The sequence below is a fragment of the Nocardioides carbamazepini genome (assembly GCF_024614185.1).
In the GTDB taxonomy this organism is placed as follows: domain Bacteria; phylum Actinomycetota; class Actinomycetes; order Propionibacteriales; family Nocardioidaceae; genus Nocardioides; species Nocardioides carbamazepini.
In genome coordinates this window covers 702,731-729,224 of the sequence record NZ_JAHTLF010000025.1, presented here as the reverse complement: position 1 = coordinate 729,224, position 26,494 = coordinate 702,731, and the positions used below count along the sequence as shown (strand labels likewise).

The 26,494-nt window shown below is 68.7% G+C and carries 27 protein-coding genes; 7 read left to right on the top strand and 20 right to left on the bottom strand.

Annotated features, from left to right (window positions below; translation table 11 throughout):
* Positions 1 to 437: 437 nt before the first annotated feature.
* Positions 438 to 746, bottom strand: coding sequence for a MarR family transcriptional regulator (locus KVF89_RS29645; RefSeq protein ID WP_257430814.1), 309 nt, complete (start codon positions 744 to 746; stop codon positions 438 to 440).
* A gap of 68 nt (positions 747 to 814) precedes the next feature.
* Here KVF89_RS29645 and KVF89_RS29640 point away from each other — a divergent pair, with 68 nt between their 5' ends.
* Entirely contained in the window at positions 815 to 1,570 is a 756-nt protein-coding gene (locus tag KVF89_RS29640) for a DUF5131 family protein (RefSeq protein WP_257430812.1), read from the top strand.
* On the opposite strand, the gene tcmP is transcribed toward KVF89_RS29640, so the two are convergent.
* Positions 1,560 to 2,813 carry a three-Cys-motif partner protein TcmP gene (tcmP, locus tag KVF89_RS29635; protein ID WP_257430811.1) on the bottom strand — a complete coding sequence of 418 codons (1,254 nt, stop codon included), beginning with the start codon at positions 2,811 to 2,813 and terminating at the stop codon, positions 1,560 to 1,562. The genes KVF89_RS29640 and tcmP overlap by 11 nt on opposite strands.
* Positions 2,814 to 3,149: 336 nt before the next feature.
* Here tcmP and KVF89_RS30680 point away from each other — a divergent pair, with 336 nt between their 5' ends.
* From KVF89_RS30680 to KVF89_RS29625, 3 genes are all read left to right on the top strand, one after another.
* A complete protein-coding gene (locus KVF89_RS30680) occupies positions 3,150 to 3,773 on the top strand; it encodes an IS110 family transposase (protein WP_273475608.1) in 624 nt (207 codons plus the stop codon).
* 392 nt (positions 3,774 to 4,165) lie between these two features.
* Positions 4,166 to 4,489 (top strand): nucleotide pyrophosphohydrolase, encoded by a 324-nt coding sequence (locus KVF89_RS29630; RefSeq protein WP_257430810.1) that lies wholly within the window; start codon positions 4,166 to 4,168, stop codon positions 4,487 to 4,489.
* A complete protein-coding gene (locus KVF89_RS29625; RefSeq protein WP_257430808.1) occupies positions 4,470 to 6,176 on the top strand; it encodes a DNA/RNA helicase domain-containing protein in 1,707 nt (568 codons plus the stop codon). The genes KVF89_RS29630 and KVF89_RS29625 overlap by 20 nt, the downstream gene beginning before the upstream one ends.
* Before the next feature lie 82 nt (positions 6,177 to 6,258).
* Here KVF89_RS29625 and KVF89_RS29620 read toward each other — a convergent pair whose 3' ends face one another.
* The 10 genes from KVF89_RS29620 to KVF89_RS29575 all read right to left on the bottom strand — a co-directional run bounded on the left by KVF89_RS29620 (position 6,259) and on the right by KVF89_RS29575 (position 17,647).
* The gene (locus KVF89_RS29620) at positions 6,259 to 7,992 is read right to left on the bottom strand and encodes a DEAD/DEAH box helicase (protein ID WP_257430806.1); all 1,734 of its coding nucleotides are present in this window, start codon (positions 7,990 to 7,992) and stop codon (positions 6,259 to 6,261) included.
* 79 nt (positions 7,993 to 8,071) lie between these two features.
* Positions 8,072 to 8,788: a cysteine hydrolase family protein gene (locus KVF89_RS29615; protein WP_257430804.1), complete on the bottom strand. Its 717-nt coding sequence runs from the start codon at positions 8,786 to 8,788 to the stop codon at positions 8,072 to 8,074.
* Positions 8,788 to 9,606, bottom strand: a complete 819-nt coding sequence (locus tag KVF89_RS29610) for an HpcH/HpaI aldolase/citrate lyase family protein (protein ID WP_257430803.1) — start codon at positions 9,604 to 9,606, stop codon at positions 8,788 to 8,790. The genes KVF89_RS29615 and KVF89_RS29610 overlap by 1 nt, the downstream gene beginning before the upstream one ends.
* Positions 9,603 to 10,844, bottom strand: a complete 1,242-nt coding sequence (locus KVF89_RS29605; RefSeq protein ID WP_257430801.1) for a CaiB/BaiF CoA transferase family protein — start codon at positions 10,842 to 10,844, stop codon at positions 9,603 to 9,605. The genes KVF89_RS29610 and KVF89_RS29605 overlap by 4 nt, the downstream gene beginning before the upstream one ends.
* Positions 10,841 to 11,377 (bottom strand): MaoC family dehydratase, encoded by a 537-nt coding sequence (locus KVF89_RS29600; protein ID WP_257430799.1) that lies wholly within the window; start codon positions 11,375 to 11,377, stop codon positions 10,841 to 10,843. The genes KVF89_RS29605 and KVF89_RS29600 overlap by 4 nt, the downstream gene beginning before the upstream one ends.
* 48 nt (positions 11,378 to 11,425) lie before the next feature.
* Positions 11,426 to 12,226 (bottom strand): ATP-binding cassette domain-containing protein, encoded by an 801-nt coding sequence (locus KVF89_RS29595; protein ID WP_257430797.1) that lies wholly within the window; start codon positions 12,224 to 12,226, stop codon positions 11,426 to 11,428.
* Between the two features lie 104 nt (positions 12,227 to 12,330).
* Complete coding sequence (locus KVF89_RS29590) at positions 12,331 to 14,205, bottom strand: dipeptide/oligopeptide/nickel ABC transporter permease/ATP-binding protein (protein ID WP_257430795.1); 1,875 nt, start codon at positions 14,203 to 14,205, stop codon at positions 12,331 to 12,333.
* On the bottom strand, positions 14,202 to 15,239 hold the full coding sequence (locus KVF89_RS29585) for an ABC transporter permease (protein WP_257430793.1): 1,038 nt from the start codon (positions 15,237 to 15,239) through the stop codon (positions 14,202 to 14,204). The genes KVF89_RS29590 and KVF89_RS29585 overlap by 4 nt, the downstream gene beginning before the upstream one ends.
* A complete protein-coding gene (locus KVF89_RS29580; RefSeq protein WP_257430791.1) occupies positions 15,236 to 16,810 on the bottom strand; it encodes an ABC transporter substrate-binding protein in 1,575 nt (524 codons plus the stop codon). The genes KVF89_RS29585 and KVF89_RS29580 overlap by 4 nt, the downstream gene beginning before the upstream one ends.
* Positions 16,811 to 16,891: 81 nt before the next feature.
* On the bottom strand, positions 16,892 to 17,647 hold the full coding sequence (locus KVF89_RS29575) for a FadR/GntR family transcriptional regulator (RefSeq protein ID WP_257430789.1): 756 nt from the start codon (positions 17,645 to 17,647) through the stop codon (positions 16,892 to 16,894).
* A 306-nt stretch (positions 17,648 to 17,953) separates the two neighbouring features.
* On the opposite strand from KVF89_RS29575, the gene KVF89_RS29570 reads away from it, so the two are divergent.
* Positions 17,954 to 18,907: an acyl-ACP desaturase gene (locus KVF89_RS29570; protein WP_257430787.1), complete on the top strand. Its 954-nt coding sequence runs from the start codon at positions 17,954 to 17,956 to the stop codon at positions 18,905 to 18,907.
* 51 nt (positions 18,908 to 18,958) lie between these two features.
* Here KVF89_RS29570 and KVF89_RS29565 read toward each other — a convergent pair whose 3' ends face one another.
* Both KVF89_RS29565 and KVF89_RS29560 read right to left on the bottom strand, forming a co-directional pair.
* On the bottom strand, positions 18,959 to 20,392 hold the full coding sequence (locus KVF89_RS29565; RefSeq protein WP_257430785.1) for a carboxyl transferase domain-containing protein: 1,434 nt from the start codon (positions 20,390 to 20,392) through the stop codon (positions 18,959 to 18,961).
* On the bottom strand, positions 20,389 to 21,615 hold the full coding sequence (locus KVF89_RS29560) for a CaiB/BaiF CoA transferase family protein (protein WP_257430783.1): 1,227 nt from the start codon (positions 21,613 to 21,615) through the stop codon (positions 20,389 to 20,391). The genes KVF89_RS29565 and KVF89_RS29560 overlap by 4 nt, the downstream gene beginning before the upstream one ends.
* A 76-nt stretch (positions 21,616 to 21,691) precedes the next feature.
* Here KVF89_RS29560 and KVF89_RS29555 point away from each other — a divergent pair, with 76 nt between their 5' ends.
* Positions 21,692 to 22,393 carry a FadR/GntR family transcriptional regulator gene (locus KVF89_RS29555; RefSeq protein WP_257430781.1) on the top strand — a complete coding sequence of 234 codons (702 nt, stop codon included), beginning with the start codon at positions 21,692 to 21,694 and terminating at the stop codon, positions 22,391 to 22,393.
* Between the two features lies 1 nt (position 22,394).
* Here the strand turns inward: KVF89_RS29555 and KVF89_RS29550 are convergent, their stop codons facing one another.
* The 5 genes from KVF89_RS29550 to KVF89_RS29530 form a co-directional block, all read right to left on the bottom strand.
* The gene (locus KVF89_RS29550) at positions 22,395 to 22,835 is read right to left on the bottom strand and encodes a class I SAM-dependent methyltransferase (RefSeq protein WP_257430779.1); all 441 of its coding nucleotides are present in this window, start codon (positions 22,833 to 22,835) and stop codon (positions 22,395 to 22,397) included.
* 64 nt (positions 22,836 to 22,899) lie between these two features.
* On the bottom strand, positions 22,900 to 24,042 hold the full coding sequence (locus KVF89_RS29545; protein ID WP_257430777.1) for a N(5)-(carboxyethyl)ornithine synthase: 1,143 nt from the start codon (positions 24,040 to 24,042) through the stop codon (positions 22,900 to 22,902).
* Positions 24,039 to 24,173 (bottom strand): hypothetical protein, encoded by a 135-nt coding sequence (locus tag KVF89_RS29540; protein ID WP_257430775.1) that lies wholly within the window; start codon positions 24,171 to 24,173, stop codon positions 24,039 to 24,041. The genes KVF89_RS29545 and KVF89_RS29540 overlap by 4 nt, the downstream gene beginning before the upstream one ends.
* A 108-nt stretch (positions 24,174 to 24,281) precedes the next feature.
* Positions 24,282 to 24,500: a hypothetical protein gene (locus KVF89_RS29535; protein WP_257430773.1), complete on the bottom strand. Its 219-nt coding sequence runs from the start codon at positions 24,498 to 24,500 to the stop codon at positions 24,282 to 24,284.
* 19 nt (positions 24,501 to 24,519) lie between these two features.
* Complete coding sequence (locus tag KVF89_RS29530) at positions 24,520 to 25,299, bottom strand: enoyl-CoA hydratase-related protein (RefSeq protein WP_257430771.1); 780 nt, start codon at positions 25,297 to 25,299, stop codon at positions 24,520 to 24,522.
* Positions 25,300 to 25,315: 16 nt separating this feature from the next.
* Here KVF89_RS29530 and KVF89_RS29525 point away from each other — a divergent pair, with 16 nt between their 5' ends.
* Positions 25,316 to 25,987 (top strand): PaaI family thioesterase, encoded by a 672-nt coding sequence (locus KVF89_RS29525; protein WP_257430769.1) that lies wholly within the window; start codon positions 25,316 to 25,318, stop codon positions 25,985 to 25,987.
* Between the two features lie 9 nt (positions 25,988 to 25,996).
* Here KVF89_RS29525 and KVF89_RS29520 read toward each other — a convergent pair whose 3' ends face one another.
* On the bottom strand, positions 25,997 to 26,467 hold the full coding sequence (locus KVF89_RS29520; protein WP_257430767.1) for an MmcQ/YjbR family DNA-binding protein: 471 nt from the start codon (positions 26,465 to 26,467) through the stop codon (positions 25,997 to 25,999).
* Positions 26,468 to 26,494 lie beyond the last annotated feature (27 nt).

Below are 26,494 nucleotides of genomic sequence, written 5' to 3'. Positions count from 1 at the left end.
GACATCGCCTGACTGGACCGGCCGAGTCCCTCAGGCCGGGAGGACTGCAGGCGCGTGACTCGCTGCCGTCGCGCTGGCGCTAGCCACACATCCAGCAGGCAAGCAAAGGGCGTCCCGCTTGCGGTCCAGGGCAGGTCACGCCGTCGCGCGCCTCTTGTGGGTGACTTCTCGGGCCCGGGGAAGGTCTCGATTGCGGGAGGCAGCAGCGCCCGCCGAGCAAGGATCGCCGAGGCGACCGAGGCGACCCGAGGCGATCGGGGTAGGTCGACGGTTTCACGTCGCCTGTCGCGGCTAGACGTATCGGACGTCCTGGACGCAAGCAACTTGAGGCAAGGCTCATCCGAAAATCAACGAGCCCTGTCGCCTGACCGCCCGCACCGAACTGTCAGACATGCCGACCCGCCATACGGTTCAGCCTGCCCGACGAGCTGGCCGGGTCAACGTGCGGACGTGCTGACCTGAGCGAGTTCGCGCAAGCTCCGGGCCCACTCCCACGCTGGCGAGTCGGTCCGCGCCAGGAACCGGCTGCGGTTGTCGGACTTCGGCAGGGCGATGAGGAGCCCGCAGTCGATGAGGCTGCGTACCGGCGCCTGGATGTTCGACACCGGCAGGTCCAGGCCCCGGGCGATCTCGGTCTGGGTGACGAAACCGTCCGACTCGGCAACGAACAGCATCACCTCCAGGCGGTATGCCTGGCCGAACGCCGCCTTTGAGAGGCGACGCAGCTCTTCGACGTCGACGGTCACGGGTGATATATTACGGGAAACGCGGTACGCGAATCACGTACTGTCGTCGACCGGTGGGAGCCTGAGGCATGCGACGCAAGACCGGTATCGAGTGGACCGAGGTCACCTGGAACCCCACGACAGGGTGCGACCGCATCAGTGCGGGGTGCGACAACTGCTACGCGCTTGCCATGGCGAAACGCCTCAAGGCCATGGGCTCGGCCCGATACCAGGCCGACGGTGACCCGCGAACCTCCGGACCCGGTTTCGCGCTGACGGTGCACAACGATGCACTGGCGCAGCCGTACCGGTGGAGCGGGCGGCGGGTCGTCTTCGTGAACTCGATGTCGGACCTGTTCCACGCGAAAGTCCCGGTCGACTTCATCCGCGACGTGTTCGCGGTCATCGCGGACACGCCGCAGCACACCTACCAGGTGCTGACCAAGCGTTCAGCACGGCTTCCGAAGATCGCCGACAAGCTCGCGTGGCCCAAGAACCTGTGGATGGGTGTGAGCGTGGAGAACAGCGACCACCTCAACCGGGTCGACCATCTGCGGCACGTGCCGGCCGCGGTCCGGTTCTTGTCCTGCGAGCCGCTCCTGGGGCCGTTGGACGCTTTGGACCTGACCGGAATCGGCTGGGTCATCACTGGGGGTGAGTCCGGGCCCCGCGCGAGGCCCCTGGATGCTGATTGGGTGCGCGACATCCGCGACAACTGCGTCGAGAACGAGGTTCCGTTCTTCCACAAGCAGTGGGGCGGACGAACTCCGAAGGCTCACGGTCGAGACCTCGACGGCGCCGTCTGGTCGGAGATGCCCGACCTGGCGCGGGTTGTCACTGCTTGACGACGTGTTGCTTCCAGGTGTTCTTGGAGTCGGACTTGTCCCGCGTGTGAACGACACCGGCTGCGGCCAGGTTGTCCCACGCGCTCAGAAGAGCTGACTGGCCGGCCAAGGACATGAAACTTCCCAGGATCGTCTCGATGTTTCCTCCGATGGGAATGCCCTGACCGGAGGCGACCCGGGCGGCCATCCTCGTCAGGTTCGCCTCGATGTGCACGACCGCATCGTTCTTCAGCTCCGCTTCGCGGGCCTTCGCGTCACGTTCGTTGTACTCGAGGATGTCCTCGGCGCCGAACAGCGATGGCTGCGCCTCTTCACGGGCAAGCAGCTCCTCGAGGTCCTTCTGGCGGAACACCTCGCGCCACTTCGCCGTGCCCTTGGCGGCGGCGTCGGCGAACTTGTACGCCGCGGCGGGGTGTCGGTAGAAGAGCGTGAAGTGGAACAGCATGGGCCCGGTGGGCGTGCGCCGGATGGGGACGACGAGAGAAGATGCTCCGGTCTCGGCGTGGATGATTTCGCGGTAGGCGTCGACGACCTCCATCGCCGCCTGGTTGGCGTCGTTGGTCCGGTCGCGGCCTTCAAGGAACTTGCGGCGCCACCAGCTCCCGCCGAAGAACGCGTCGGAGAGCTCGACTCCGGCTTCGGTCGTCACCGAGGGCTTCAGCTCTGGCTCGTGATGCTCACCCCACTGCAGGTATCCCCCGTGCCGGGAGATCGCTTCGATGTTGATGTTGACCAGCACCTCAGAGGAGGCTTTGCGCGTTGGGTCGAGCAGCGTTCCGGTCATCTGGTCTTTCGACACCGCGGCGACACCGAACGGGTCGATGAAGGTCAGGACCGGGTTGTCGCCGACCATGTCCCAGACTTCTGCGAGCTGGTCGGCCACGTTTCCGTGGAGGACTTCGGCACGCAGGCCCTGGGCGACAAACGGTGCGACGTTAGCCTTCAGCTCCTCGACGTAGGCCTTCTTCGCTTCAACGAAGGCGCAGTGCACCTCCCGTGGGGTAGCGAACTCCCGTTGGGTCTGGGCGAGCTCGAGGGCGACGATCGGTGAGCCGTTGACCTGCTCGCCCGTGGCATCCGCCTCGTACTTTCCGGGACCGGCGTTGGTGTCAACGAGCCACATGGGGCCGTGGTGGCGGCTGCCGAGCATTGAGAAGAACACGTGTGCGTAGGCGGTGAACACGGCGTGCTTGAGCACTGCCGCTGGCTTCTGCCCAGTGAAGAATCCGTCGTTGCTGACCATGTGATTTCCTGCCCAGAGCGCCGGGCCCCGCGCCGGCGTCTCTGATTGTGCACGTTCGGGTGTCGCAAAGCCCGGACCACGGGCATGTCCCGGGGGCAACGGGCCGGCCATGCGCCTGCCTGGGACCTTCAATCGTTCTTGTGGATGCGTCATTCTGGGCTACTAGAGGATTCCCGTAGGGCCGGTGTCTGGCCAGACTCGGTCTAGGTGCTCGGCGGGTTCGCTCTCTTTGGGCTGCTCACCCGTCGATGGGTGTGGCTCACTTTCGGTTTGCAGCCCGCCGAGCACCGTGACGAGGCGTGGCTCAAGAGGGGACTGCCCAGCTCGTAGTAGCAAATGCCCACCTCGCCGTCCACATCGGAACGAGTACAGGCGGGACTAGCGGATGAGCCCGACCGCGTCTGGGCCGTCGAGGGAGCCAACGGTGCGAGGCGGCCCCTGGCCCAACATCTCCTCGAGGCAGGTGAGCACGTCGCCGACGTCCCCGCGAAGTTCGCCGCCCGGGTACGGCTCTTCGACACCGGGCACAACCGCAAGACCGATGCGCTGGATGCCTATTCGGTTGCCGTGGTTGCGGTCCGCACGGCGAATCTGCGGGTGCTGAAGGTTGATGGCGAACTCGAAGCCCTGCGGATGCTGACCGATCGACGTGAAGCACTCACCCGACGCCGCGTCCAGACGGTGTGCCGACTCCAGGCGTTGCTGGCAGAACTTCTGCCGGGACAGGCGAAGAAGGACCTCACCTCAGGCCAGGCCAGGCCAAGGCCATGCTGGCCAGCGTCCGTGGCACTGCGCCGCTGGACGCTTCCTCGGGCGAGCAGAACCGGCACCGGCTCTCACGAGCCGGAACCGGCGGGTGAACCACATGATCCACATTGCCGCGGTCACGCAGCTGCGTCTGGATACCGAAGGGCGGGCCTACTACCGACGCAAGAGATCGGCTGGCAAGAAGCCGGCTGAGGCACTGCGCTGCCTCAAGCGACGGATCTCTGACGCGATCTACAAGCAGCTCGTCGCCGATGCCAGGCGCACTGGTGCGGATCCGGGAGGGCACTGCGGGGCGTCTCAAGAATCCAGCGCGGTCGACCTGCCCCCGCACATCGACACTTCGGACCACCCACTCCCGGACCCGCGGACTCGACGCTACGCCGCGCAGCCACGACCTCGGAAGAGTCAACCTCTCGGCGCCCTCCAGAACGCAGGTTGACAACAGAGGGGAGCCGGAATGGTGCGCGCACAGGGACCAGGGTCCGCTGAACAGTCCAGCGCGGGGGCTATCCGGATGGGTGCTGGTGTCCCTCGCAACGGCTCAATCCTCAGCGTCCGCAGACAGCCATCACTAGGGTGGCGCCATGGTTGACGAGGTGGACGCCGCCCTTCGCGAGTTCGTCACGGAGCGAGAGTGGGACCAGTTCCACTCCCCGGAAAATCTCGCGAAGAGCATCGTCATCGAGGCGGCCGAGCTGCTGGAGTGCTTCCAGTGGCAGCCGGATCCCCCTCGGGAGACGGTCGCCGGCGAGCTCGCGGATGTCCTGACCTACTGCCGCCTCCTGGCCGCGAAGCTCGATCTCGACGTCGACCAGATCGTCTTGGAGAAGCTGAACACCACCCGGACCAAGTACCCGGTTGAGAAGGCCCGCGGCACGAGCGCGAAGTATGACCAGCTTCAGGATTGAGAGGTTCGGGCTGGCCAGGAGCGAGCTGGCGCGGTTCTCGCAGAGTGACCCGCTCCACCGCGACTGGCCGGTCGTGTACACCCTCAACGACACCTCGGAGGTGTACGTCGGCGAGTCGCTCGACGGCGCCGGCCGGCTCCGACAGCACCTCGACGGCGGCAAGAAGTCTCACCTCGGCGAGGCACGAGTCATCGTCGACCCGACGTTCAACAAGTCGGCATGCCTCGACCTGGAGGCGTACCTGATCGGTCTCTTCTCCGGCGAGGGCCGCTACCAGGTCCTCAACGTGCAGGCGAGCAGCGGAACCGGGAACTACTACCAGCGCGAGACCTATCGCGAGCGGTTCCAGGAGATCTTCGCGAAGCTGCGATCAGAAGGCCTCTTCACGACCTCGATCGATGAGATCGAGAACTCCGACCTCTACAAGCTCTCGCCCTTCAAGTCGCTGACGGACGACCAGGGCGACGCGGTCGTGTCCATCACCGAAGGCCTGCTCTCGGCGCTCAACGGCGGCCCGAGCGGGTCGATGGTCATCGAGGGTGGCCCGGGCACCGGCAAGACCGTCGTGGCGATCTTCCTGACGAAGCTGCTTCGAGACATCGGCGCCTGGGACGGCGAGCCACTCGAATCGGAGTCCTATCTCACCGGCCTGTTCACCATCGCCAACAGAGCCGTCCTCTCCGACCTGCGAATCGGGCTGGTCGTTCCTCAACAGTCGCTTCGAAAGTCGATCCAGGCGGTCTTCTCCCGGACACCGGGGCTGGACGCGGGCATGGTCCTCTCGCCGTTCGACGTGGGAAAGAGCGAGCTCACCTGGGACCTGCTCATCGTCGACGAGGCCCACCGGCTGAACCAGCGAGCGAACCAGACCTCGGCTCAGAAAAACCGTGAGTTCCACGAGATCAATGTCAAGCTCTTCGGCACCGACGACCGGTCGAACACGCAGCTCGACTGGATCACCGAGATGAGCCACCAGCAGCTCTTCCTCATCGATCGTCGCCAGCGCGTGCGACCTGCCGACCTCGGCGTGTCGACGCTGAAGGCTCTGGCCGACGACGCGGAGGCTCGATCCCGTCGACACGTCCTCACCTCGCAGTTACGCGTCCAGTCAGGCGACTACGTCGAGTACGTCCGTCAGATCCTCGGCCCTCAGCCACCGTCACAGCGCATCGACTTCGGCGACTACGACGTACGACTCTTCGACGACGTCGGCGAGATGCTGACCAACGTCCGCGCCCGCAACGCCGAGGCGGGACTCGCCCGTGTCGTCGCCGGATATGCCTGGCCGTGGGAGAGCAAGAAGGACCGGACGCGCACCGACCTCGCCATCGGAGACGTCGAGCTCAGGTGGAACAGTCGGGTCGTCGACTGGGTCGACTCACCCAAGTCGGTCGACGAGGTCGGGTCGATCCACACGATCCAGGGCTACGACCTCAACTACGCAGGCGTGATCATCGGGCGTGACCTCCGGTACGACGAAGCCGCGGGCGAGCTCCGCTTCGACCGCGAGCACTACTTCGACAAGAAGGGCATGCAGAACAACCCCGGCCAGAAGCTCACCCAGCAGGAGCTCCTCGACTTCGTGCTCAACATCTATGCCGTGCTGCTGACGCGCGGGATCCGTGGGACCTACCTGTACGTCGTCGACGACCCGCTCCGGTCCTACCTGCGGGAGTACCTCGGCTGACCCAGGCAGCGGCATAGACAGCTCTGCCGACACACATCACCTGACGAGCGCTGCCCACAACCCCAGCCGCAGCCGAGCCCGCTCAGGAACCGTCCTCGGTCAGCGAGGCGGGAGGCAGCCAGTCGGCTCCGAGGAGCTGGGCGAGGTCCGCGAGCCCAGTGGTGTCGCTGCCGACCGTGTCGGAGGCCGCGGCGATCCGCTCCACCATCACCTTCCCGACCTGCTCCTCGACGGTGCCCTCGGCGTAGGCGATGTGCCACGGCGAGACCTGGTGGTCGCGGTGGGTGCGGCCGGTCACCTGCCGGCCCGCGATGCCGGAGAAGCGCGCCTGGTGGAAGACGCCGACCCGCGGCTCGGTGCTCGCCCGGTTGCCGTCGGCGAGGGTCTCGCCGGCGTGCAGGCTGATCGAGGCGACCGTGGTGAAGACGCAGACCTTCGCCTGCCCGGTCTGGAACCGGAGCCGCTCGGCCTCGGGATCGAACCGGTCGCGGCCGTAGATCGTGGCGACCTCGATGCCGGAGTCGCGCAGCCGGTCGGCGATCGGGTCGGCGGCGATGGCGACGAACTCGACCGAGCACGCCACCTGCCGCTCGGCCTGGACCTGCTGGGCGATCCAGTCCACCGTCGAGTCGACCCGGATCAGCCCGGCCTTCTGCCGGAAGCGCAGCAGCGCGGCGCGGCCCTTCGCGACATTGCGGCCGCGGCGGGCGATGTCCATCTCACGACAGAACTCCCCCCACTCGGCCTCGTACGCGGTCCGCTCCGCCGGCGTGAGCGCCACCGGCATCCCGGAGATCGGCACCGGCCCCCAGGGCGCGGCCCGGTGCAGCATCGCCGGGGGCCGCTCCTCGTCGAGCCAGCCGCGCACCAGCTTGAGGTCCGCGGCACGCCGCGCCGGGTCGGCGGTCCACGTCGCGCCGTAGCGTCCCTGCTCCACCCCGACGCCGTGCCGCTCCAGCGCCTGGGCGAACAAGGCACCGGGCTGCGTCGCCGACGTCCACTCCCGCATCGACTCGCCGAGCACCTGCGCATAGGCCGGAGCGAGGTAGGGCAGCTCGAGCGGCGTGTGTCCGGGCGTCGCGGTCGTCGCGATGACGAACGGCGCCTTGTCGTGCGGCTTGGCGTGACCGGAGATCCGGGCCCAGAGCTTCCACCGCTTCGTCGTCGTACGCCGCAGCGCGTGGGCCTCGTCGGCGATGATCACGTCCCACGTGTGGTCCTTGACCTTCTCCAGCCGGTCCCACGTGATCACCACCCACTCCAGACCGCCATCGCCCAGCGCCGCGATCGTCCGACACCAGTGGCCGATCGTGATCGCGGCCGGCCGGTCGGCCACGACGAGCACCCGTCGCGCACCCCGCAGGCTGCCCACCGCCGTCGCCCCGAGGACCGCGGAGATCGTCTTGCCCACACCGGGCTCGTCGGCCAGCAGGAACAGTCGTCCGCCCGCCTCCGCGCGCGCCGCGATCGCGTCGGCCGCTTCGAACTGGATCCTGCGCGGCTCCAGCGCATCGGTCGGCTCGGGGTTCGGTGTCGGATCGTCGGGGTTGAGGGTGGTCTCGATGAACCGACCAAGGGTGTACGGGCCCGGCGCGTAGGGCTGCAGGTGTGCGGGGAGCGTGCGGCCGACGTACAGGTGGGTCTTGACGGCCGGGTGCCAGGTGGCGCCGTCGACCTGCGTCCCGTAGGGGACGTCGAGCACCCACAGCCGCTCCCCCGGCCCGACGAACGGCAACGGCCGCTGCGACTGCCGCGCCCCGCCCCGGCGCGAGGACCCGCTGCGTCGACGAGCACCGGAACGGCGAGGACTGGCCACCCCCGGACGCTACCGGGGTCTCCCTTCCGAACAGAGTCGGCTCGCCCGAGGCCATCGCCCGAGCACCTACCGGAATCCGTCAGACCGCGCGCCGCAATGCGGCAGTCGCCTCACGGCTTGTCAGCACCACCCCCCAGAGACGCTGGAAGCTCTCCACCGCCAAGCGGTGCGTACGCGCGTCGAAGGCCGCAGTGGCATCCTCCAAGAGGAACGTCCAGTAGCCGTGGTCGCTGGCGTCAAGTGCCGAGATGTGGACGCAAGCGTCGCTTGCGACACCTCCGACGAGGAGCTGCTCGACCCCCATGTTTCGCAGGACACTATCGAGCCCCGTCGAGGTGAAGGCGCTTCGAGTGACCTTGTTGAGGACGATCTCACCGGGCTGCGGGCTCAGCTCCGGGACGATCTCGTGCCACTTCGATGAGCAGACCAGTCCGCCGTTGACGCTCGGCGACGGATCCCGTTCTTCCGCGAACCTGCTGCGCATGTAGGGAAGCAGCTCTCTCCTGCCGTCTCCTTGGGCACCCGTTGTGACATGCACAACGGGGTGCCGGGCGGCACGATATGCCTCGAGGACCTGCATGAGATTGGGGATCAAGGACTCCCGAATCGTGCGATAGAAGTCTTCGGCCAGGGTCGAGAAGTGGTGTCGAAAATAGACACCGAGCGGCCCAGTGGGATCGAGAAAGTATCTCTGCATGTCAATGATGACGAGGGCCGACCCGGACGGCGAGAATTGCACATCCGGAAATCTCACCGGATAGCCCGCATCATCCGAGACGTCAGGCTGAGGATCCACTATTCGCTGCCTTCCAGGCTCACATGTAATGTCGCGATATGGCGAGCACGCCGCAGGATCGCGTCGTCGACCATCTCGCCGTCGACGGACGACGCGCCGCCATTCGCCGTCTGCGTGAGCAAACGCTGAGCCCACTCCAGCTCCGCCGCATTCGGAGAATAGTGACTGTTGATCACGGCGACCTGGTCCGGATGAATGCTGAGCTTGCCGCTGAAACCGAGAGATCGCCCGCTGCGGCACTCCTCGGCCAACAGCGTCTCGTCCTTGATCTTCGTGACGACTCCGTCGACGGGAGCTGCGATACCGGCGGCCGCGGAGGCGAAGACGAGCGTGGAGCGTGCCCATTGAAGGCCGGGCCAGTTGTCGTGGCTGAGACCGACGTCCGCCGCGAGATCACCGTTTCCGAAGGCCACGCGCTTCACACCGGGAGTCGAGCAGATATCGACTGCTTCGAACACTCCTTGCGCCGACTCGATGATGGGGAGCAGGAGGTTGTCCGGTCGGAGGAGTCGTGCGACCGCTGCCGTCGATTGCGCCGTCGCCTTGGGCAACATGATGCCGACGCCGATCGCCTGGGCGAACGTCGCGATATCGTCGGCGTACGCATCGGTTCCCGGCGGATTGATACGCACCACTCCCCGCCCCCCGGATGCGATCCAGTCGGCGACGCATTGCCGGGCGGTCTCCTTGTCCTTCGCCGCCACGCCGTCCTCGAGATCGAGCACGATCTCGTCGGCTCCGCTGGCGGATGCCTTCTCGAAGCGGTCGGGGCGGGCTCCCGGGACGAAGAGCATCGACCTGGCGGTGACGGCGCTCACCGATCTGCCTTGCCTGTCGAGGCGGTCGTCAGACTCCGGTCCGGGTCGCCGAAAGCCCCCGCTGCCACAGCCTCTGCGATGTCACTCTCGCTCATCCCGAGATCGTGGAGCACATCCGGGCCGTGCTCCCCGCGCCGAGGTGCGCGCTGATACTCCTGCTCCGCAGTTCCGGCACGCACGGCGGAGCGCACGTGGCGAACGTCGCCGAGTCGGGGATGGTTTGTCGAGATGAGGAGGTCGCGAGCATGCGTGTGCGGATCGTCCAGCGCCTGTGGGACGTCGTGGACCGGACCGCTCGGGACGCCCGCCTCACGGAGGATCCGAATCCAGTGCTCGGTGGTCTGGGCCCGCAACACCTCGTCCAGGATCCCCTGCAGAGCCTCCCGGTGCGCGAACCGCTTCTCGAACGACTCGAAGCGTGGGTCAGTCGCAAGCCCCGGTCTGCCGATCGCGATGGCGAGGCGCTGCCAGAACTTCTCCTTCGCACATCCCGCAACGATCCAACCGTCGCGGGTGGGGAAGAGTTGGAAGGGCACCAGGGAGGGGTGCGCCGACCGTGCCATCCGCTGTGGGTCGTACCCCGCTGACAGGTGCCAGGTCGCAAGGTAGGAGAGCATGCTCATCGAGGTGTCGTAGAGGCTCACGTCACAGTCCATGCCCCGACCGTCCCTCCTGGCTGCGTGCACGGCCGCCAGGAGCGAGAGGGCCGCCACCAGACCGCCCGACAAGTCGACCAGGGAGAGACCCGATTTCGTCGGCGGACCGTCGGGTTCACCCGTGAGCGACATCCATCCGGCAAGTCCCTGCAGGACGTAGTCGTAGCCGGGCTCGGCGTGACGTGGCCCGGACATGCCGAAGCCGCTCAGCGAGCAGCACACGATTGCGGGGTTGATGTGGGCAAGCTGGTCGTAGGTGATGCCCAGCTTCTTCGGAACGTCACCACGCAGGTTGAAGTACACGGCATCGGCGTCGGCCACCAACCGCTCGAAGATCGCGCGCCCGGCTTCAGCCTTGATATCCAAGCTGACGCTGCGTTTCCCTCTGTTCAGGGACTCGAAGAAGAGGGAGTCCTCGCCTTCGGCGAAAGGCGGTACATAGCGGCCGACGTCTCCGCCGTCGTTCGGATTCTCGATCTTGATGACGTCGGCTCCGAGATCTGCCAGCTGCAGCGACCCGAACGGCCCCGCTCCATACTGCTCGACCGCGAGGATACGAACATCTGCCAAGGGCATCATCATGCGGTGGCCCCAGCGGCAGGCTCCGAGGCGAACGGCTCGAGTGGCTCCGGGAACGAGGTGACCGTCGCGGCGGCGCGCTTCTTCACCATGAACGTGCGAACGTAGGACAGCACCTCCGCGCCGGTCTGCTTCAGGCCACGGGTACGGACCGTGACGATCCCGGCGTGCGGTCGGCTGTTCGACTCGCGCACGTCCAGCACGATCGACTCCGACCAGATCGTGTCGCCGGCGAACACCGGGTTCTTCAGCTTGATGCCGTCCCAACCCAGGTTGGCGATCGCCTGATAGGAGGTGTCGATCACGCTCTGACCTGCCACCACCGCCAGCGTCAGCGTGGAGTTGACCAGGGATCGACCGAAGTCGGAGGCTTCCCCCACCACCTGGTTGAAGTGCATCTCCGCGGTGTTCTGAGTCAACAAGGTGAACCAGGTGTTGTCGGTCTGCGTGATGGTGCGGCCGAGGGGGTGGCGATAGTGGTCCCCGACCTCGAAGTCCTCGAAGAATCGTCCCTGCCAGCCAGCCTTTGTCTGCACAGTCCACTGTCCTTTCCTATGAGCATGTCTCGGTGGTGATGGTGGTCTCTAGTCGGTGGTCGCGGCGGGTGACGCGGCACCGTCGGCTGCCGCGGGCTCGGGCATCGAGCTCGTTCGCGCGGCTGGAGAAGTTGCGCGACGCGACCGTTGGAGTCGCGCATTGGGGATGGGTACCGAGCTGAGGAGCTTCTGGGTGTACGGGTCACGGGGTCGCTCGTACACCTCCCGCGCCGGGCCCTGTTCGACGAACCTTCCCCGGTGGATGACTGCGATCCGGTGCGACACGTTCCGCACCACGGGCAGGTCGTGAGCGATGAAGAGATACGCCATGTTGAAGTCGCGCTGCAGCTCACGCAACAGGTTGAGCACCTGCGCCTGGACCGAGACGTCGAGAGCGCTCACCGCTTCATCACAGACAACGAGCCGGGGCTGGGTCATCAGAGCGCGTGCGATCGCGATGCGCTGGCGCTGCCCCCCGCTGAAGGCCGCCGGATACCGCCGCGCCGCATCCGCCGGCAGGCCCACTCGCTCGAGCATCTCCGCGATGCGCTCCCGGCTCAAGGCCGTCCCCGCCCCTTCGCCGCCCGCGCGCAGCATCTCCGCCAGCGACTGCCCGATGGTTCTTGTGGGGTTCAGTGAGCTGTAGGGATCCTGGAAGACGACTTGAAGGTCGCGGGTCAGAAGGCCACGCCTCCTGGCGGGCACCGAGGTCAGATCTCGCCCCAGGAAGCTCACCCGTCCTGCGGACACCGGCGTCAAGCCGAGGACCGCGCGCGCGATCGTGGACTTGCCGGAGCCCGACTCCCCCACCAGCCCAAGGGTCTCACCGGGCTGGAGGTCGAAGCTCACTCCGCGCACCGCCGGGGTTGCCTGGCGACCACGGCCGTAGTTGACCTCGAGGTCGCGGACGGAGAGGAGGGGGTCGACGGTGGGCAGGATAGGAGCGTCTGTCGTCATGCCGGGGCCTCCTCGAAGATGTCCGTGCGAATGCACCGCGCCTCGCGATGGTCGGTCAGGTGCAGGAGCGGAACCGTGCGGTCGGTGCACGCCGCGATGCTGAAGTCGCATCGGTCGCTGAAGTGACAGCCGGCCGGCCAGTCCTCGGGACGGGGCACCACACCACGGATGAAGGGCAGGCGTTCGGCGTCCGGGTCGTGGTGCGGGTCCGAGGCGATCAATCCGCGCGTGTAGGGATGGCACGGCGATTCGAAGATGTCGTCGACGTCCGCCCTCTCGACGACCTCACCGGCGTACATCACGACGACGCGGTCGGCGATGTCCGCCACGACCCCCCAGTCATGGGTCACCAGCAGGAGCGCCATCCCACGCTGCTCCTGGAGCCGTCGCAGAAGCGCGAGGATCTCCGCCTGGAGCGTGACGTCGAGAGCCGTCGTCGGCTCGTCGGCGATGAGCACGTCCGGGTCGCCCGCGAGTGCTCGAGCGATGGACACTCTCTGCGCCATGCCACCGGACAGTTCGTGCGGGTACCGGCGGGCGACGGCCTCGGGATCGGACAATCCGACCTCGCCCAACAGGTCGACCGCCCTACGCCAGGCCTCAGTCCGAGAGGTCCCTTGGTGTCGCCGCACTCCTTCGGCGATCTGCCAACCGACTCGGAAGACGGGCGTGAGGCTGACCATGGGCTCCTGCGAGACCCAGGCGATAGCCTTTCCGCGAAGCGCATGGCGCTGCTTGCGCGACAAGGCCGCAAGGTCCCGGCCACGGTAGACGACGGCGCCGTGAGTCACCTCTCCGCCCGACGGGAGCAGCCCGACGATGGACCGCGCCGTCATGGTCTTGCCACAACCGGACTCGCCGACAAGCGCAACCACCTCTCCCTCGTCGAGGGAGAACGACACGTCGTGCAGGACCCGGACGGGTACGCCCTCGCGCGGCAGCGTCACTGCCAGCGACCGCACGGACAGCAGGGCGGAGCCTTCCGTCTCCTCGGTGCTCCGAGCAGACGAGCCGAGGTCTCCGCGCTGCTTGGGCATCAGCTGCGGCGCGGGTGACCACGCCGCGGACGAGGTGTCCCTGATCACGTCGCCCAGCAGGCCGAAGACGAGGATGGTAACCGTGACCGTCAGGCCTGGCGGGATGACGAGCCATGCGTTGGTCTGCAGGACCCGGAGTCCGTCCGCGATCATTCCGCCCCAGCTGGGCTGCGGGTTGGGAACCACCAGCTCGAGGAACGCCAATGCGGTCTGCACGATGAGCGCGACGCCGCACACGAGCGAAGCCTGGACGATGATCGGCCCCAGGATCCTCGGAAGGACGTGCCTGCTCAGGATGTAAGGGGCCGACAGACCGGCGGCCTTGGCCGCATCGATGTACAGCTCCTCACGTACGACCAGCGTTGCCGAGCGCACGACGCGGATGAGGGTCGGCGAGAGCAGGAGGCCCAGCGTGATCATCGCGGCGACCATGTTGTGGGGGAAGATGGTCAGGACGACGAAGACGATGATGATGGTGGGCATGGCGAAGGCGAGGTCGGCGATCCAGCCGACCACGCGATCCACACCCCCCCTGGTGTAGCCGGCCAGGAGGCCGAGCGGAACGCCGATCGCCAACGCGCAGGAGACGGCGATGACCAGGCCCACCAAGGTGACGCGGGTGCCGACCAGCAGCTTGTCCAGCACGTCCCGTCCGAGGGTGTCGGTTCCGAGGGGATGGCTGGAGCTGGGCGGTGCGTTGGTGATCCGAAGGTCACCGGCCTGCTGCATGGCCACATCGGGGAGAAGGATCGGCGCGAGGACCGCGATGACCGTCAGCACGAGGATGTAGGTCAGGCACAGGGCACCCGCTGGGCGGCGCAATGCCGCGATCATGCTGCCCTCACCCGTGGATTGAGCCAGGCATAGACGATGTCGACCAGAAGGTTCACCGCTACCACCATGAACGCGTAGTAGAGGACGATCCCTTGGATCATGGGAACGTCGCCGCGGCTGGTCGCGTTGGAGGCCAACGTCCCCAGTCCGGGCAGGGAGAAGACGTTCTCCACGACCACCGTCCCGCCGAGGAGGGTCAGCGCCTGAAGACCCAGGATCGTGGTGATGCGGAGCGAGGCCACCTTGAGCACGTGCCGGAACAGGATCGAGCCGATGCTCACGCCGTTGGCGAGCGCGACACTGACGAACGGCTGGGCCAACGCGTCGAGGAACGCATCTCTCGACTGCTTGGCGAGCGCAGCGATGCCGCCGAAAGCGAGGGCCGCCACAGGCAGGACCAGAGATTTCGCCCACTCGCCCGAGTCGAGGCCGAGTGGCACGTAGCCCGTCGCGGGAAGCCACCCGAGTTGAACCGCGAAGAGGACGATCAGCTGCGCACCCAGCCAGAAGGATGGAACGGCGAACCCGATCAGAGCGAACATGTCGATCGCTCGCCCGAAGACACCCCGACGCACCGCGCTGGCCATCCCCAGAGCCACACCGACGACCAGGCTGACGATCAGCGCCCCCACCATCAAGGAGAGCGTCACGGGGAGCCGCTGAGTGATGGCGTGCGACACGGATTCCCCGTTGTAGAGGGACGTCCCGACGTCGCCGTGCAGTACTCCGGTCAGCCAACCCCAGTACTGCTCATGGAGTGGCAGGTTGAGGCCCAGCTGCTCGCGCAGCTCGTCGTATGCCGCAGGCGTCGCGTCGGGGCCTAGGATCGCTTGGGCGACGTCGCCCGGAGCGAGCGCGATGAGCACGAAGGTCAGTGCGGTGACCGCCAGCAGGAGCGGGATCGCGCCCAGCAGCCGCGTGACGATGATGCCGATCGGATTTCCCACGATGCGCCGACCTGACCGTCCGGGGCGCCGATCGGCGGCATCGGGGACCTGCGCCGCACCGCGTTTCGTGTCGGTTGCGGTGCTCACCTCGGCGACCACTCGGTGGCCCAGCTGTACTCCGGCCGCCCCTCGGTCAACTCCACACCCGCGACTCCGTCGGAGACGTAGTAGAAGACTCTCAGCGCGTTGAAGACCGGCACGAAGACGGCTTCGGTGACCGTGCGCTGACTCAGCTCATTCCACACCTGGGCATCGTTGGTGCGGGAGGCGCGCTCGAAGATGGCGGTCATCGTGGCGTCGGTGGCCCCGAACGGGTTGAGCCCGCCGGTGGGCGCGAGCGCCATCCTGTACCCAGCACCCATCGGGCCGGTGGGCACCGAGTAGAAGACGATCGGATACTGCTTGGTCGACCGCTTCTCCGCATACTCGGCAGCCGTCGGCGCGGTCGTGATCTTGGCATTGACGCCCACCTTCGACCAGTACGACGCGATCGCTTGGGCAAGCGGCGTGCCGCTCACGCCGTATCCGCCATACGTCAGGACCTCGACGGTGAAGCCATCTCCGTATCCCGCCTGCGCAAGGAGGCTCTTCGCACGCTCGACGTCATAGCCGTAGTGGTCGCGCAGTGAGGATTCGACGTCGGTGGCGAACAGCTGCGACGTGGGCTCGCCGTTCTCGCCGACCAGTCCCTCGGTGATGGCTTCCCTGTCGATCGCATAGTTCAAGGCCTGACGGACCCGAACATCTCCAACGGGTCCGTCGCCGGCTCGATCGGCGAAGATGAGGCCGCCGGTTCCGGTCGGCAGGCCCACCACCTCGAGCCCGCTCTTCTCCGCCGCGGCCACCGTCGTGAGGTCTCCCCAGGCAACGTCGATCTGACCGGTGCTCTGTGCCTGGAGCCGGGCGTTCGCATCCGGGATGATGTCGACGACGACCCGGTCCCACTTCACGGCATCCGGCTTGTCGTAGTGCGGATTCGGCACCAGGACGTACTTCTTGTCGCTGATCGACTGGTCAGGGTCGAGCATGTAGGGGCCTGCCCCGACGGTTTCGGTCCGCAGAACATCGGGACTGGCCACCGCCTTCGGCGAGGAGACGGCTCCCCAGTTGGCGCTCTCCGAGAGCAGATAGGGGATGAGAGGGTTGGACTCGGCCAGCGTGAGCCGCACCGTGAGGGCATCGACGGCCTCGACGGCGTCGATGGTCCCCATCAACGCGGTGAACGCTCCAGCACCCTTCGAGAAGTACTCCAACCAGGTGCTCACCGCCTCGGCGTCGACCGGCGACCCGTCCGAGAACGTCGCGCCCTCACGCAGGGTGAGCTCGAACACCTTGTAGGCCTCGTCCACATACCGCCACGACGAGGCCAGGCCCGGCTGGATCGACCCGTCGGCGGCCTGGTGGAGCAGGAACTCGTTGGTCAGCGGCCGGATGTTGCCGAAGGTCACGCTGTCCTTCGACGGGTCGAGACTGACCGGCCCACTCGGAAGACCGATCGTCAGGACCTTGTCGCTGCCGCCGGCGTCATCGGCCGAGCCGCAGGCCACGGCCGTGCCGCACAGCACGAGACTCAGGACGGCAGCGCTGAGCCGGCGGAGCCGGCGCTGTGTCCGGCGCGCGTTCCCACGCCTTTGGCGGTGATCGATCCCTACGTTCATCGGGCCTCCTCGGTGTCGGCGCCTACGGGTGGCGCCAGCCGGGGAGAATCTAACCTCGGAGGTTAGATGTGTCAACGGTCACTACGTGTCGCGCGTCGCGCGCTTGTCGATCGTGCTGTACAACCGCCGGAGGCTGCGCAGATGCGCCCGGGTGGCCTCACGTGCTGCAAGGGGGTCGCGCGCCTCGATGGCCTGGGCGATCTCCCGGTGTTCGTCGTTGACCCACTGGTGCGTCTCGGAGGACAGGGACTCTCGATCCATGCGGCGGTGGAGGACTTCGAAGACCGGCTCCGCAATGACCTCAATCACCGGATTGTGGGTCGCGCGAAGCAGGACACCGTGAAATGCCCGGTTGTGCTCGTACGTGCCATCGGGGGCCACCGGGCTGGTGTCGTCGAGGCATCGCTGCAGCTCGGCGAGCTCCTCGTCGGTTCGTCTCATCGCGGCGATCTCCGCAGCAGGGACCTCCAGCATCTCGCGTGCTTCGATGAGCTTCTCCAGCGGAATCGCCTCCGACTCAGCGAGAAGCCCCAACCCGACGCCGAGCTGGGCTCCCAGCTGATCGGTCGACGGATGGGCCACGAACGTTCCCCCCGACGTGCCGCGCTTGGAGGTCACGAATCCTTGACTCGCCAACACGCGAAGCGCCTCCCGGGCGGTGTTCCGGCTGACCTGGTAGGCGTCCGAGAGCTCGGGCTCGGCCGGCAGGCGGTCGTTCGGCTTCAACACCCCGGCCACGATCTGTTGGCGCAGGAACTCCGCAAGGCGTCCGTAGGCCGTACCGTCACCCGAGTTGACCTGTCCAGGGGAACTCGCCATTCGACTCTCCTCCACCACGTTGCCTGCTCCTCGCCGCGCGCGCCCGCGCCGGCTTTGCTCCGAGGATAGGGCACCGCGCCCCAGGCCGCCCGTCTCCAGCGTGCCGGGTCCAGCAGCGGCTGGAGCGGCGAGACCTGCATCCCACTGAAACGAACCGCGTACCGAGTCCCGGCGGAAGTCTGGACCGTCGACCGTGACCGTCACAAACGACGAGCTCGCCGACCCGCCTCGAATCCGGCAATTCCTCACGGCTGCGGAGCCGAGCGGAATGCCCGGCCTTCCGGCGAGGCGTACGCTCACCAGCAGTCGAGAGAGGGAGTGTCAGTGAGCACTGCGAACCATCTGCTGGAGGCCCTGGAGCCGGTCGTCGCGGAGAACCTCGACCGCCACCTGGGGCTGGCGCAGGAGTGGCACCCGCACGACTACATCCCGTGGAGCGAGGGCCGCGACTTCGCGTTCCTGGGCGGCGAGGACTGGGCTCCCGAGCAGTCCCGGCTCTCCGAGACCGCCAAGGCGGCGATGATCACCAACCTGCTGACCGAGGACAACCTGCCGTCGTACCACCGCGAGATCGCGACGCGGTTCGGTCGCGACGGCGCCTGGGGCACCTGGGTCGGGCGCTGGACCGCCGAGGAGAACCGGCACGGCATCGCCATGCGCGACTACCTCGTGGTGACCCGCGGCGTGGACCCGGTCGAGCTCGAGCGCGCCCGGATGGACTACATGACGTCCGGCTACGACTCCGGCGACAAGACGCCGCTGGAGGCGGTGACGTACGTATCCTTCCAGGAGCTCGCCACCCGCGTCTCGCACCGCAACACCGGCAAGGTCACCAACGACCCCGTCGCGGACCGGATGCTCGCCAGGATCTCCAAGGACGAGAACCTGCACATGGTCTTCTACCGCAACATCGTGGCCGCGGCCTTGGAGATCGCACCCGACGAGACCATGCGCGCGATCGCCGACGAGGTCATCGGCTTCGAGATGCCCGGCGCGACGATGGCCGGCTTCCGGCGCAACTCGATGATCATCGCCAAGGCGGGCATCTACGACCTGAGGCTGCACCACGACGACGTGATCATGCCGATCCTGCGGCACTGGGACATCTTCGAGCGCACCAACCTCGGCGCCGTCGGCGAGCAGGCCCGCGACGACCTCGCTGCCTTCCTCGAGGGCCTCGACACGCAGGCGGCCAGCTTCGTGGAGCGCCGGGCCGAGAACCGCGCCCGCGCCGCGGCCCGGTCCGACAGCGACCTGACACTCGATATCGCCACCTGACCCGGCGAGCCGGCTGCCCCGGCCGCTACGGCTGAGCCGTCCCGAGCGGCGTCAGCGGACCGAGCCGGCCGTGGCGGCGGCGAGCGCCTCACCGCACGCTGCCGCCACCGCGATCGCGAGGTCGGCAGGGGTCTCCGCGTCGGCCTCGGGCACCAGCACGTGGACGGCGCCGCTCGCCTGCATGTCGATGGCTCGCACGCCCTGCCGCCGCGCCATGTCGGCGGCGTGGGACACGTCCCCGTGGACGATCACGCTCGCACCCTCCGGCGGGAGCGGCGAGAGCCACGAGCGCTCGGCGGCCACGACGGTGCGGGCGGGCAACAGGGCCAGCGCTCCTCCGCCGCATCCCTGGCCGAGCAGCACCGACACGGTCGGGACCGACAGGGTGGTCAGCGCCGCGATGCAGCGGGCGATCTCGCCCGCCATCGCGCCCTCCTCGGCGCGCTGCGACAGCTCCGCGCCAGGGGTGTCGACGACCGTCACCAGCGGCAGGCGCAGCTCCTCGGCCAGCCTCATCCCCCGCCGGGCCTGCCGGAGGGCCGACGGCCCGAGCAGGTTCTGCCCGTCCTGTCGCGACCGGTCCTGGCCGACGACGACGCACGGCTGCCCGTCGAGTCGGGTCAAGGCGATGAGCACCGACTCGTCCCGCTCTCCCCCGTCGGTGCCGTTGAGACGGAGGGTGCCCGAGCCACCGTGCCGCAGCAGGTCACGCACGCCGGCGCGACCCTCGGCCCGGGTGCTGGTGATGCACTCCCAGGCGTCGCGGTCGGTGACGTCCCCGAGCCGACGCGGCAGGCTCGGCGGCACGGGCGGGTCGACCAGTACGCCGAGGGCCCGGTCGACCAGCTCCGGGAGGTCCGCGACCGGGACCACGGCGTCGATCACACCGTGGGCAGCGAGGTTCTCCGCCGTCTGGACCCCCGCCGGGAAGGGCGAGCCGTGGAGCGCCTCGTACACCTTCGGTCCGAGGAAGCCGACCAGCGCCCCCGGCTCCGCCACGGTCACGTGGGCGAGCGATCCCCAGGACGCGAACACGCCGCCGGTCGTCGGGTGGCGCAGGTAGACGAGGTAGGGCAGGCCCGCCGCACGGTGCTCCATGAGGGCGCGTGAGATCTCCACCATCTGCAGGAAGGCTGGCGTGCCCTCCTGCATCCGGGTCCCGCCCGACGCGGTCGCCGCGAGCAGCGGCAGCCCCTCGGCCGTCGCGCGGCGTACGGCGGCCACGATCCGTGCGGCTGCCGCGCGGCCGATCGAGCCGGCGAGGAAGCGGAACTCGTTGACGACGACCGCCACCGGCCTGCCCCGGACCAGGCCGCGCCCGGTGATGACCGACTCGTCGGTGCCGGCCTTCGCCGCCGCCGCCTCGAGCTCCGCGCGGTAGTCCGGTGCGACGCCGGACAGGTCGATCGGCCGGTCCCACGACACCTGCGTGCCGGCGTCCAGCACCAGGTCGATCAGCTCACGCGCGCCCAGCCGACCACTCACGACTCCTCCCCCACCCAGGCGCGCACTGTGGCGCCGTGCTGGTCGAGGGTCGGGGGTGCCCGGTGCCCGTCGGGCGTCCGCTCGACGCCGTCGGCCGCGAAGAAGCGCAGCGGCGGTCCGGGCAGGGTCAGCCTTCCGAGCGTGGCGTGCTCGACATCGAGCAGCAGACCCTGGCTCGCCGTCTGGTCCCAGGCGTAGACCTCGTCGAGGGTGCGGACCTTCCCCGCGGGTACGCCGGCCTCGGCCAGCTTGGCGAGCAGCGGTTCGGCCTCCCAGGCCGCGAACACCTTCTCCACCAGGGCGATCGTCTCCTCGCGGCGGGCGACCCGCTCCGCGTTGGTGGCGAAGCCCTCCAGCGCGGTGTCGATGCCGAAGGCGTCACCCAGGCGCGCCCAGAGCGGCTCCGAGCCGACCGCGATCTGCACCGCGCCGTCGGCGCAGCGGAACAGGCCGTAGGGGGAGATCGACGGATGGTGGTTGCCCTGCGCGCGGCCGACCTCTCCGGCCACCGTCCACCGCGTGCCCTGGAAGGCATGGACACCCACCGCCGCGGACAGCAGCGAGGTGCGCACGATCTGCCCGACGCCGGTGCGCTGGCGCTCGTGGAGCGCCGCCAGCACGCCGTAGGCGCCGTACATGCCGGCCAGGAGGTCGGCGATCGGGGTGCCCATCCGCTGGGGGTCGTCGGGACCGGAGCCCGTGAGGGACATCAGTCCCGCCTCCCCCTGCGCGATCTGGTCGTAGCCGGCGCGACCTCCTTCCGGCCCGTCGTGGCCGAACCCGGTGATCGACAGCGCGACCAGACGCGGGTTGCGCTCCAGCAGCGTGTCGAGTCCCAGGCCGAGGCGCTCGAGCACACCGGTCCGGAAGTTCTCGACCAGCACGTCGGCGCGGTCGATCAGCTCCAGGAGGACCGCGCGGTCGGCGTCGTCCTTGAGGTCCAGGGCGATGGACTCCTTGTTGCGGTTGGCGGAGAGGAAGTACGTCGACTCCCGCTCCCCTCCCCCGTCGGGCTCGACGAACGGCGGCCCCCAGCCCCGGGTGTCGTCGCCGCGGCCCGGCGCCTCCACCTTCACCACGCGAGCACCGAGGTCGCCCAGCATCATCGTCGCGTGCGGCCCGGCCAGCGCCCGGGACAGGTCCACCACCAGCACTCCGGACAACGGCCCCGCCGGGCCGGGTCCGTCGTCGACCTTCGTTCCTTCGACCTGCCCAGGTCCCATGAGACTCCCACCTTCGCGCGTTGGCTCAGTGGCCTAGCCAATAGGACGCTGTGAGCGCTGTCAATAGCATGCAGACATGGCACCCGACCGCACCCGCGTCCCGAAGGTGACCCGGACCCGGCTCTACGAGCAGGTCGCCGAGCAGATCACCTCATGGATCACCGACACCGGTCTGACCGTGGGCGACCGGCTGCCCCCGGAGCGCGAGCTGGCCCAGCAGCTGGGCGTCAGCCGCGCCACGCTGGGTCAGGCCCTCGTGGCGCTGGAGGTGATCGGCGTCGTCACCGTGCGCCGCAACGACGGGACCGTGATCAGCCGGACGGCGGCGGGCACCATCGCCCAGGCCATCCGCGCGCACGCCGACCGGCTGCCCGAGATCCTCGAGACCCGCGACGCCCTCGAGACCAAGATCGCCTCACTGGCCGCGCAACGTCACACCGAGGAGGACCTGCGCGAGATCGAGGCCGCGCTCGCCGCCATGGAGGCCGAGATCACCGCCGGCGGCCGTGGGATCGACGGCGACGAGAGGTTCCACGCCGCGGTCACCGCGGCCAGCCACTCCGCGCTGCTGGCCCGGCTGATGGCCGAGATCGCGACGCTCATCCGCGAGACCCGGATCGAGTCGCTCTCCCAGCCCGACCGACCGCAAGCCTCGCTCGCCGGCCATCGGGCGATCGCTGCCGCCATCGCGGCCGGCGACCCCACGGCCGCGGCTCGTGCGATGCAGGACCACATCGGCCTGGTGAGCGAGGTGGCGCTGATCGGCGGCGAGGCCTGAGTCAGGTCGGCAAGCGCGGGATGGGCAGCTCTCGCAGCGGACGACCCCCGTCGATGAACAGCCGCGCCGACGGCTTCGTCGCGCGCGCGATCCTGGCGAGTGCTCGTTCTCCGAGCTCCGGGTGCCGACCGTCCAGCGCTCCGACCCGGACGGCGAACACCAGGTCGAAGGGCTCGTCGTCCGCTCCGAGCTCGAAGTCCTCGACGGCACAGGCCCGGGCGCGGAGCCTCCCACTGGCCAGCTCGTCGGTGGACCCGCGGACGAGCTGACCGATCGCCGCGGCCGAGCGGTCGATCGCGAGGACGTGGCCCGACCGGAGCCGGCGCGCGACCTCGCGGGCGGCCACCCCCGGCCCGCAGCCCACCTCGAGGACGCGCAGGTGTGGTTCGAGAGGCAGCGCGTCCACGACGGCCGCGAGCCTTGCCGATGCGGAACGGGTCATCGGTCGATGATCGCCCGGCCGGGCACACCCCCGCATGACCGATCTTGCCGAGGTGCGGGCGTCCTCACGCCACGCGGTACGGCGGCTCCGCCTCACGACCCTGGAACGCCAGGATCGCCGGATTGACCACCCTGCCGTCACGGATCTCGATCGCCCGGCTCAACGTCTCGTCCGCGTCCCATGCGGAGCCACCCTCGAGCACCCGCCGCAGGAAGGGGATCAGCGCGTTGCTGTTCTCCCAGGTCGCCGAGTTCCACAGGTACGACGGCGAGTGGTCGACCCCGTAGTAGAGGACGTTCTCCCCCACCACGAACGTCGGCTCGTCGAAGCTCGTCGGGCGGGCGAAGCTGAAGCCCATGCCCAGGTCGCACGACACGTCGACGATCAGGCTGCCCGGGCGGAACGCGCCCAACTCCTCGTCGCGCAGGTAGACGAGCGGAGCCGCGGTGTCCTGCAGGGTGCAGTTGACGACGATGTCGTTCTCCGCCAGGTACGCCGGCAACGGCTCACGGCCACGCTCGGTGATCACGTGACTGCCGGGTCCGCCGTCCTGGTCGTGCTCGAACTGCCGGATCCGCACCGAGTGGATCGGCGATCCCACCGCGGCGACGCCGCGGTTGGTCAGCACCGCGACCTCATGCACACCGTGGGCGTTGAGGGCGGTGACGGCACCGCGCGCCGTCGCGCCGAACCCGATGACCACCGCGCTCAGCCGGCGGCCGTAGTCGCCGGTCAGACCCGCGAGCTGGAGTGCGTGGAGCACCGAGCAGTACCCGGCGAGCTCGTTGTTCTTGTGGAACACGTGCAGCCCGACCGCGCCGTCCCGCGTCCAGTGGTTCATCGCCTCGAACGCGATCAGGGTCAGGCGACGGTCGATCGCGACCTGGGTGAGCTCGGTGTCCTGGACGCAGTGCGGCCAGCCCCACAGCACCTGCCCCGGGCCCATCGCGGCCACATCCGCGAGCTGTGGCTTGGGCAGCAGCACGACACCGGAGTCCGCCAGCAGCTCAGCACGTGACGCGAACCCGGCGACGTGCGCGCGGAGGGACGCGTCATCGACGCCGAACCGCGCGCCGTACCCGTGCTCGAGGGTGATCCGCGCCCGCAGGTCGGCGTCGAGGGCGGGGATGTGGTCCGGGTGGATCGGGAGGCGGTGCTCGTTCTCCTTGGCCGAGGAGCCGATGACACCCAGCCCCAGCAACGTCATTTCTTCTTGCCCGGATGGATCTTGTCGGAGAAGGTCTCCTCGGTCGCCTTGCCGCGCTTGTCGGCGCGCTTCTCCTTGATGGACTTGCCGGTCTTCTTGGACATGCTCTGGCGCGGCGACTTGTCGCTCATGGCGGATCTCTCTGAGAGGAAGCCTGGATGGCTCCGACCTTCGACAGTACGCGTCGCGCCGCGGTCCCACCGGCACTGGCCTGCAAGGACGGCCGGCCCACCGCCTGTCTAGGGCAGGCGGTCGACCAGTCGCCGGGCATCTCCGAGCCCCAGCGAGGTGCGCTCGCGCAGGAGCTTCACGGCGTGGGACGGCTTGCGCCGGTCCTTCAACGCCATGACCTCGGTCAGGGTCGCGTCGTCCGGGGGCGCGGCGCCGGCGAGCAGCCCCGTCGCCACCGATCGGGCGACGTCGAGCCGAGCCTGACTCCCACCGGGTTCGTGCGTCATCTGCCGAGCGTAGCGACCACTAGCTCCCGCCCCAGCGCGGCTCGCGCCGCTCGAAGAACGCCGCAACCCCCTCGACGACGTCCGCGGAGGCCAGCAGCCGCTCGTGCGCGGCGTGGCTGGCCGCCCAGCTCGCGGTCTCGTCGCCGTTGATCTCGTCGTGCGCCAGCGCGAGCGCCGCCCGCACGGCGAGCGGGGCGTTGCCGCTGATCGTGGCCGCCACCCCGAGGGCGATGTCGAGCGTCGTCCCGGGCTCGACGAGCCGGTTGACGAAGCCGAGCCGCTCGGCGCGGACCGCGTCGAGCGGCTCGCCGGTCAGCAACATCTCGCGGGCGACGTTGGCGGGCAGCACCCGCGGCGCGCGGAAGACGCCGCCGAAGTCGGGCATCAGGCCTCGCTTCACCTCGGGGAAGCCGAAGGTCGCCGTCCGTGAGGCGACGACGAGGTCGCAGCACAGCACCAGCTCCAGGCCACCGCCCAGCGCGTAGCCCTCGACCGCGGCGACGAGCGGCTTGGGCCGGCTGCGCGACATGATCCCGGCGATCCCTCCGCGCTCGGTCGGCTCTCCCGGACCCTCGGCGAGGTCGGCGCCGGCGCAGAACACCTCCGGCCCGCCGGTCAGTACGCCGCACCACAGGTCGTCGTCGTCCTCGAGCAGGTTGAGCGCCTCGTCGAGACCACGGGTCACCGCGCCGTTGATGGCGTTGCGCTTGGCCGGGCGGTCCAGACCGATGACGAGGGTGCGGTCGACGCGGATGGTCTGGACCGCGGGGCTGGCCGGTGCGTCGGGGGTCTCGCTCATGGACCACAATCTAGGGATGACCATGGAGATGTTCATCCACGACGAGATCCCGACCGCCGAGGTCGAGCGTCGCGAGAAGGCACTCTCCGCCCTCGCCGACTCCGTGCGCGATCTCGTGGACGCGACCGTCCGCAGCACCGTCGCCGACGACGAGCTGGCCGCCGTCCGGGCGGAGGTCGACGGACTCGTCGCCCGACTGCGGGCCGAGCAGCTGCCGGGACCTGCCGGCGTCCGCTACAACTCCGAGGGCCGCAGCTGGAACTGGGGCAACGCCGTCGTGGGCCGAGGCAACGCGCTCGCCCCGCCCGTCGACATCGTGCACGACGCCTTCGGCAGCGCGTACGCCGAGATGACGCTCGGGGCGGCGTACGAGGGACCGCCCGGGATGGTGCACGGCGGCGTCTCCGCGCTGATGCTCGACCAGATCATGGGCGAGACCGCGAGCGGCTTCAAGCGGCTCACGATGACCGGCACCCTCACCCTGCGCTACCGCCGACCGCTGCCTCTCGGGCCGGTCCGGATGGAGGCGCGGATCGCCGGCGAGGAGGGCCGCAAGATCACCGTCGAGGCCCGGATCGGCGTGCCGGGCGAGGACACCGCCGTCGAGGCGACCGGACTTTTCCTCATCCCGAAGTGGGCGCCGGTCGACGAGACCGAGCAGGGCTGGTCGCGCTCGGCGGAGGGCTGAGCCGGCCACTCAGGCCCGGGGCCGGTCGACGAGGTCGACCAGGCGCTGTGGTGCCTGCAGGCAGAAGGAGTCGGTGAGGAGCTCGCCGAGCTCCTGCCAGTCGGTGTCGTCGTCGATCAGCATCCCGACGACGTTGCCGCCCCAGTCCGCCTTGAAGTACGGCGCCCCGAGGTGCTGGAAGGCCATCACCTCCTCCGGCTCGGCGCGGAAGACGATGCGGAACAGCTGGTCCTCGCCACCGAAGACGTGTGCGACCGTGGCGGTCGTGCCGGCCACCCGCCAGCGCACCCCGACCCACGCGTCCTCCTCGCGGCACTCCGGCAGCCGGGCGAAGATCGCGCGCAGCCGTGCGACATGGGCACCAGGGACATCGGGACGGGTCGGGCGGGCCACGACAGGAATGTCCCACACGACGCCGACAGTGAGGACACCGACGGATGGCCGGCGGAAGGTCGTGAGGAAGGTCATGAGCAAGGTCATGAGGTTCGGCCCGCTCCGGATGGGTAG

What these genes read in the sequence shown, in the direction of transcription:
- KVF89_RS29640 (WP_257430812.1), top strand. Translation starts at nt 815, where the DNA reads ATGCGACGCAAGACCGGTATCGAGTGGACCGAGGTCACCTGGAACCCC.
- tcmP (WP_257430811.1), bottom strand. Translation starts at nt 2,813, where the DNA reads ATGGTCAGCAACGACGGATTCTTCACTGGGCAGAAGCCAGCGGCAGTG.
- KVF89_RS30680 (WP_273475608.1), top strand. Translation starts at nt 3,150, where the DNA reads ATGCCCACCTCGCCGTCCACATCGGAACGAGTACAGGCGGGACTAGCG.
- KVF89_RS29630 (WP_257430810.1), top strand. Translation starts at nt 4,166, where the DNA reads ATGGTTGACGAGGTGGACGCCGCCCTTCGCGAGTTCGTCACGGAGCGA.
- KVF89_RS29625 (WP_257430808.1), top strand. Translation starts at nt 4,470, where the DNA reads ATGACCAGCTTCAGGATTGAGAGGTTCGGGCTGGCCAGGAGCGAGCTG.
- KVF89_RS29605 (WP_257430801.1), bottom strand. Translation starts at nt 10,844, where the DNA reads ATGATGATGCCCTTGGCAGATGTTCGTATCCTCGCGGTCGAGCAGTAT.
- KVF89_RS29590 (WP_257430795.1), bottom strand. Translation starts at nt 14,205, where the DNA reads ATGATCGCGGCATTGCGCCGCCCAGCGGGTGCCCTGTGCCTGACCTAC.
- KVF89_RS29580 (WP_257430791.1), bottom strand. Translation starts at nt 16,810, where the DNA reads ATGAACGTAGGGATCGATCACCGCCAAAGGCGTGGGAACGCGCGCCGG.
- KVF89_RS29560 (WP_257430783.1), bottom strand. Translation starts at nt 21,615, where the DNA reads ATGGGACCTGGGCAGGTCGAAGGAACGAAGGTCGACGACGGACCCGGC.
- KVF89_RS29555 (WP_257430781.1), top strand. Translation starts at nt 21,692, where the DNA reads ATGGCACCCGACCGCACCCGCGTCCCGAAGGTGACCCGGACCCGGCTC.
- KVF89_RS29550 (WP_257430779.1), bottom strand. Translation starts at nt 22,835, where the DNA reads ATGACCCGTTCCGCATCGGCAAGGCTCGCGGCCGTCGTGGACGCGCTG.
- KVF89_RS29545 (WP_257430777.1), bottom strand. Translation starts at nt 24,042, where the DNA reads ATGACGTTGCTGGGGCTGGGTGTCATCGGCTCCTCGGCCAAGGAGAAC.
- KVF89_RS29540 (WP_257430775.1), bottom strand. Translation starts at nt 24,173, where the DNA reads ATGAGCGACAAGTCGCCGCGCCAGAGCATGTCCAAGAAGACCGGCAAG.
- KVF89_RS29535 (WP_257430773.1), bottom strand. Translation starts at nt 24,500, where the DNA reads ATGACGCACGAACCCGGTGGGAGTCAGGCTCGGCTCGACGTCGCCCGA.
- KVF89_RS29530 (WP_257430771.1), bottom strand. Translation starts at nt 25,299, where the DNA reads ATGAGCGAGACCCCCGACGCACCGGCCAGCCCCGCGGTCCAGACCATC.
- KVF89_RS29525 (WP_257430769.1), top strand. Translation starts at nt 25,316, where the DNA reads ATGACCATGGAGATGTTCATCCACGACGAGATCCCGACCGCCGAGGTC.
- KVF89_RS29520 (WP_257430767.1), bottom strand. Translation starts at nt 26,467, where the DNA reads ATGACCTTGCTCATGACCTTCCTCACGACCTTCCGCCGGCCATCCGTC.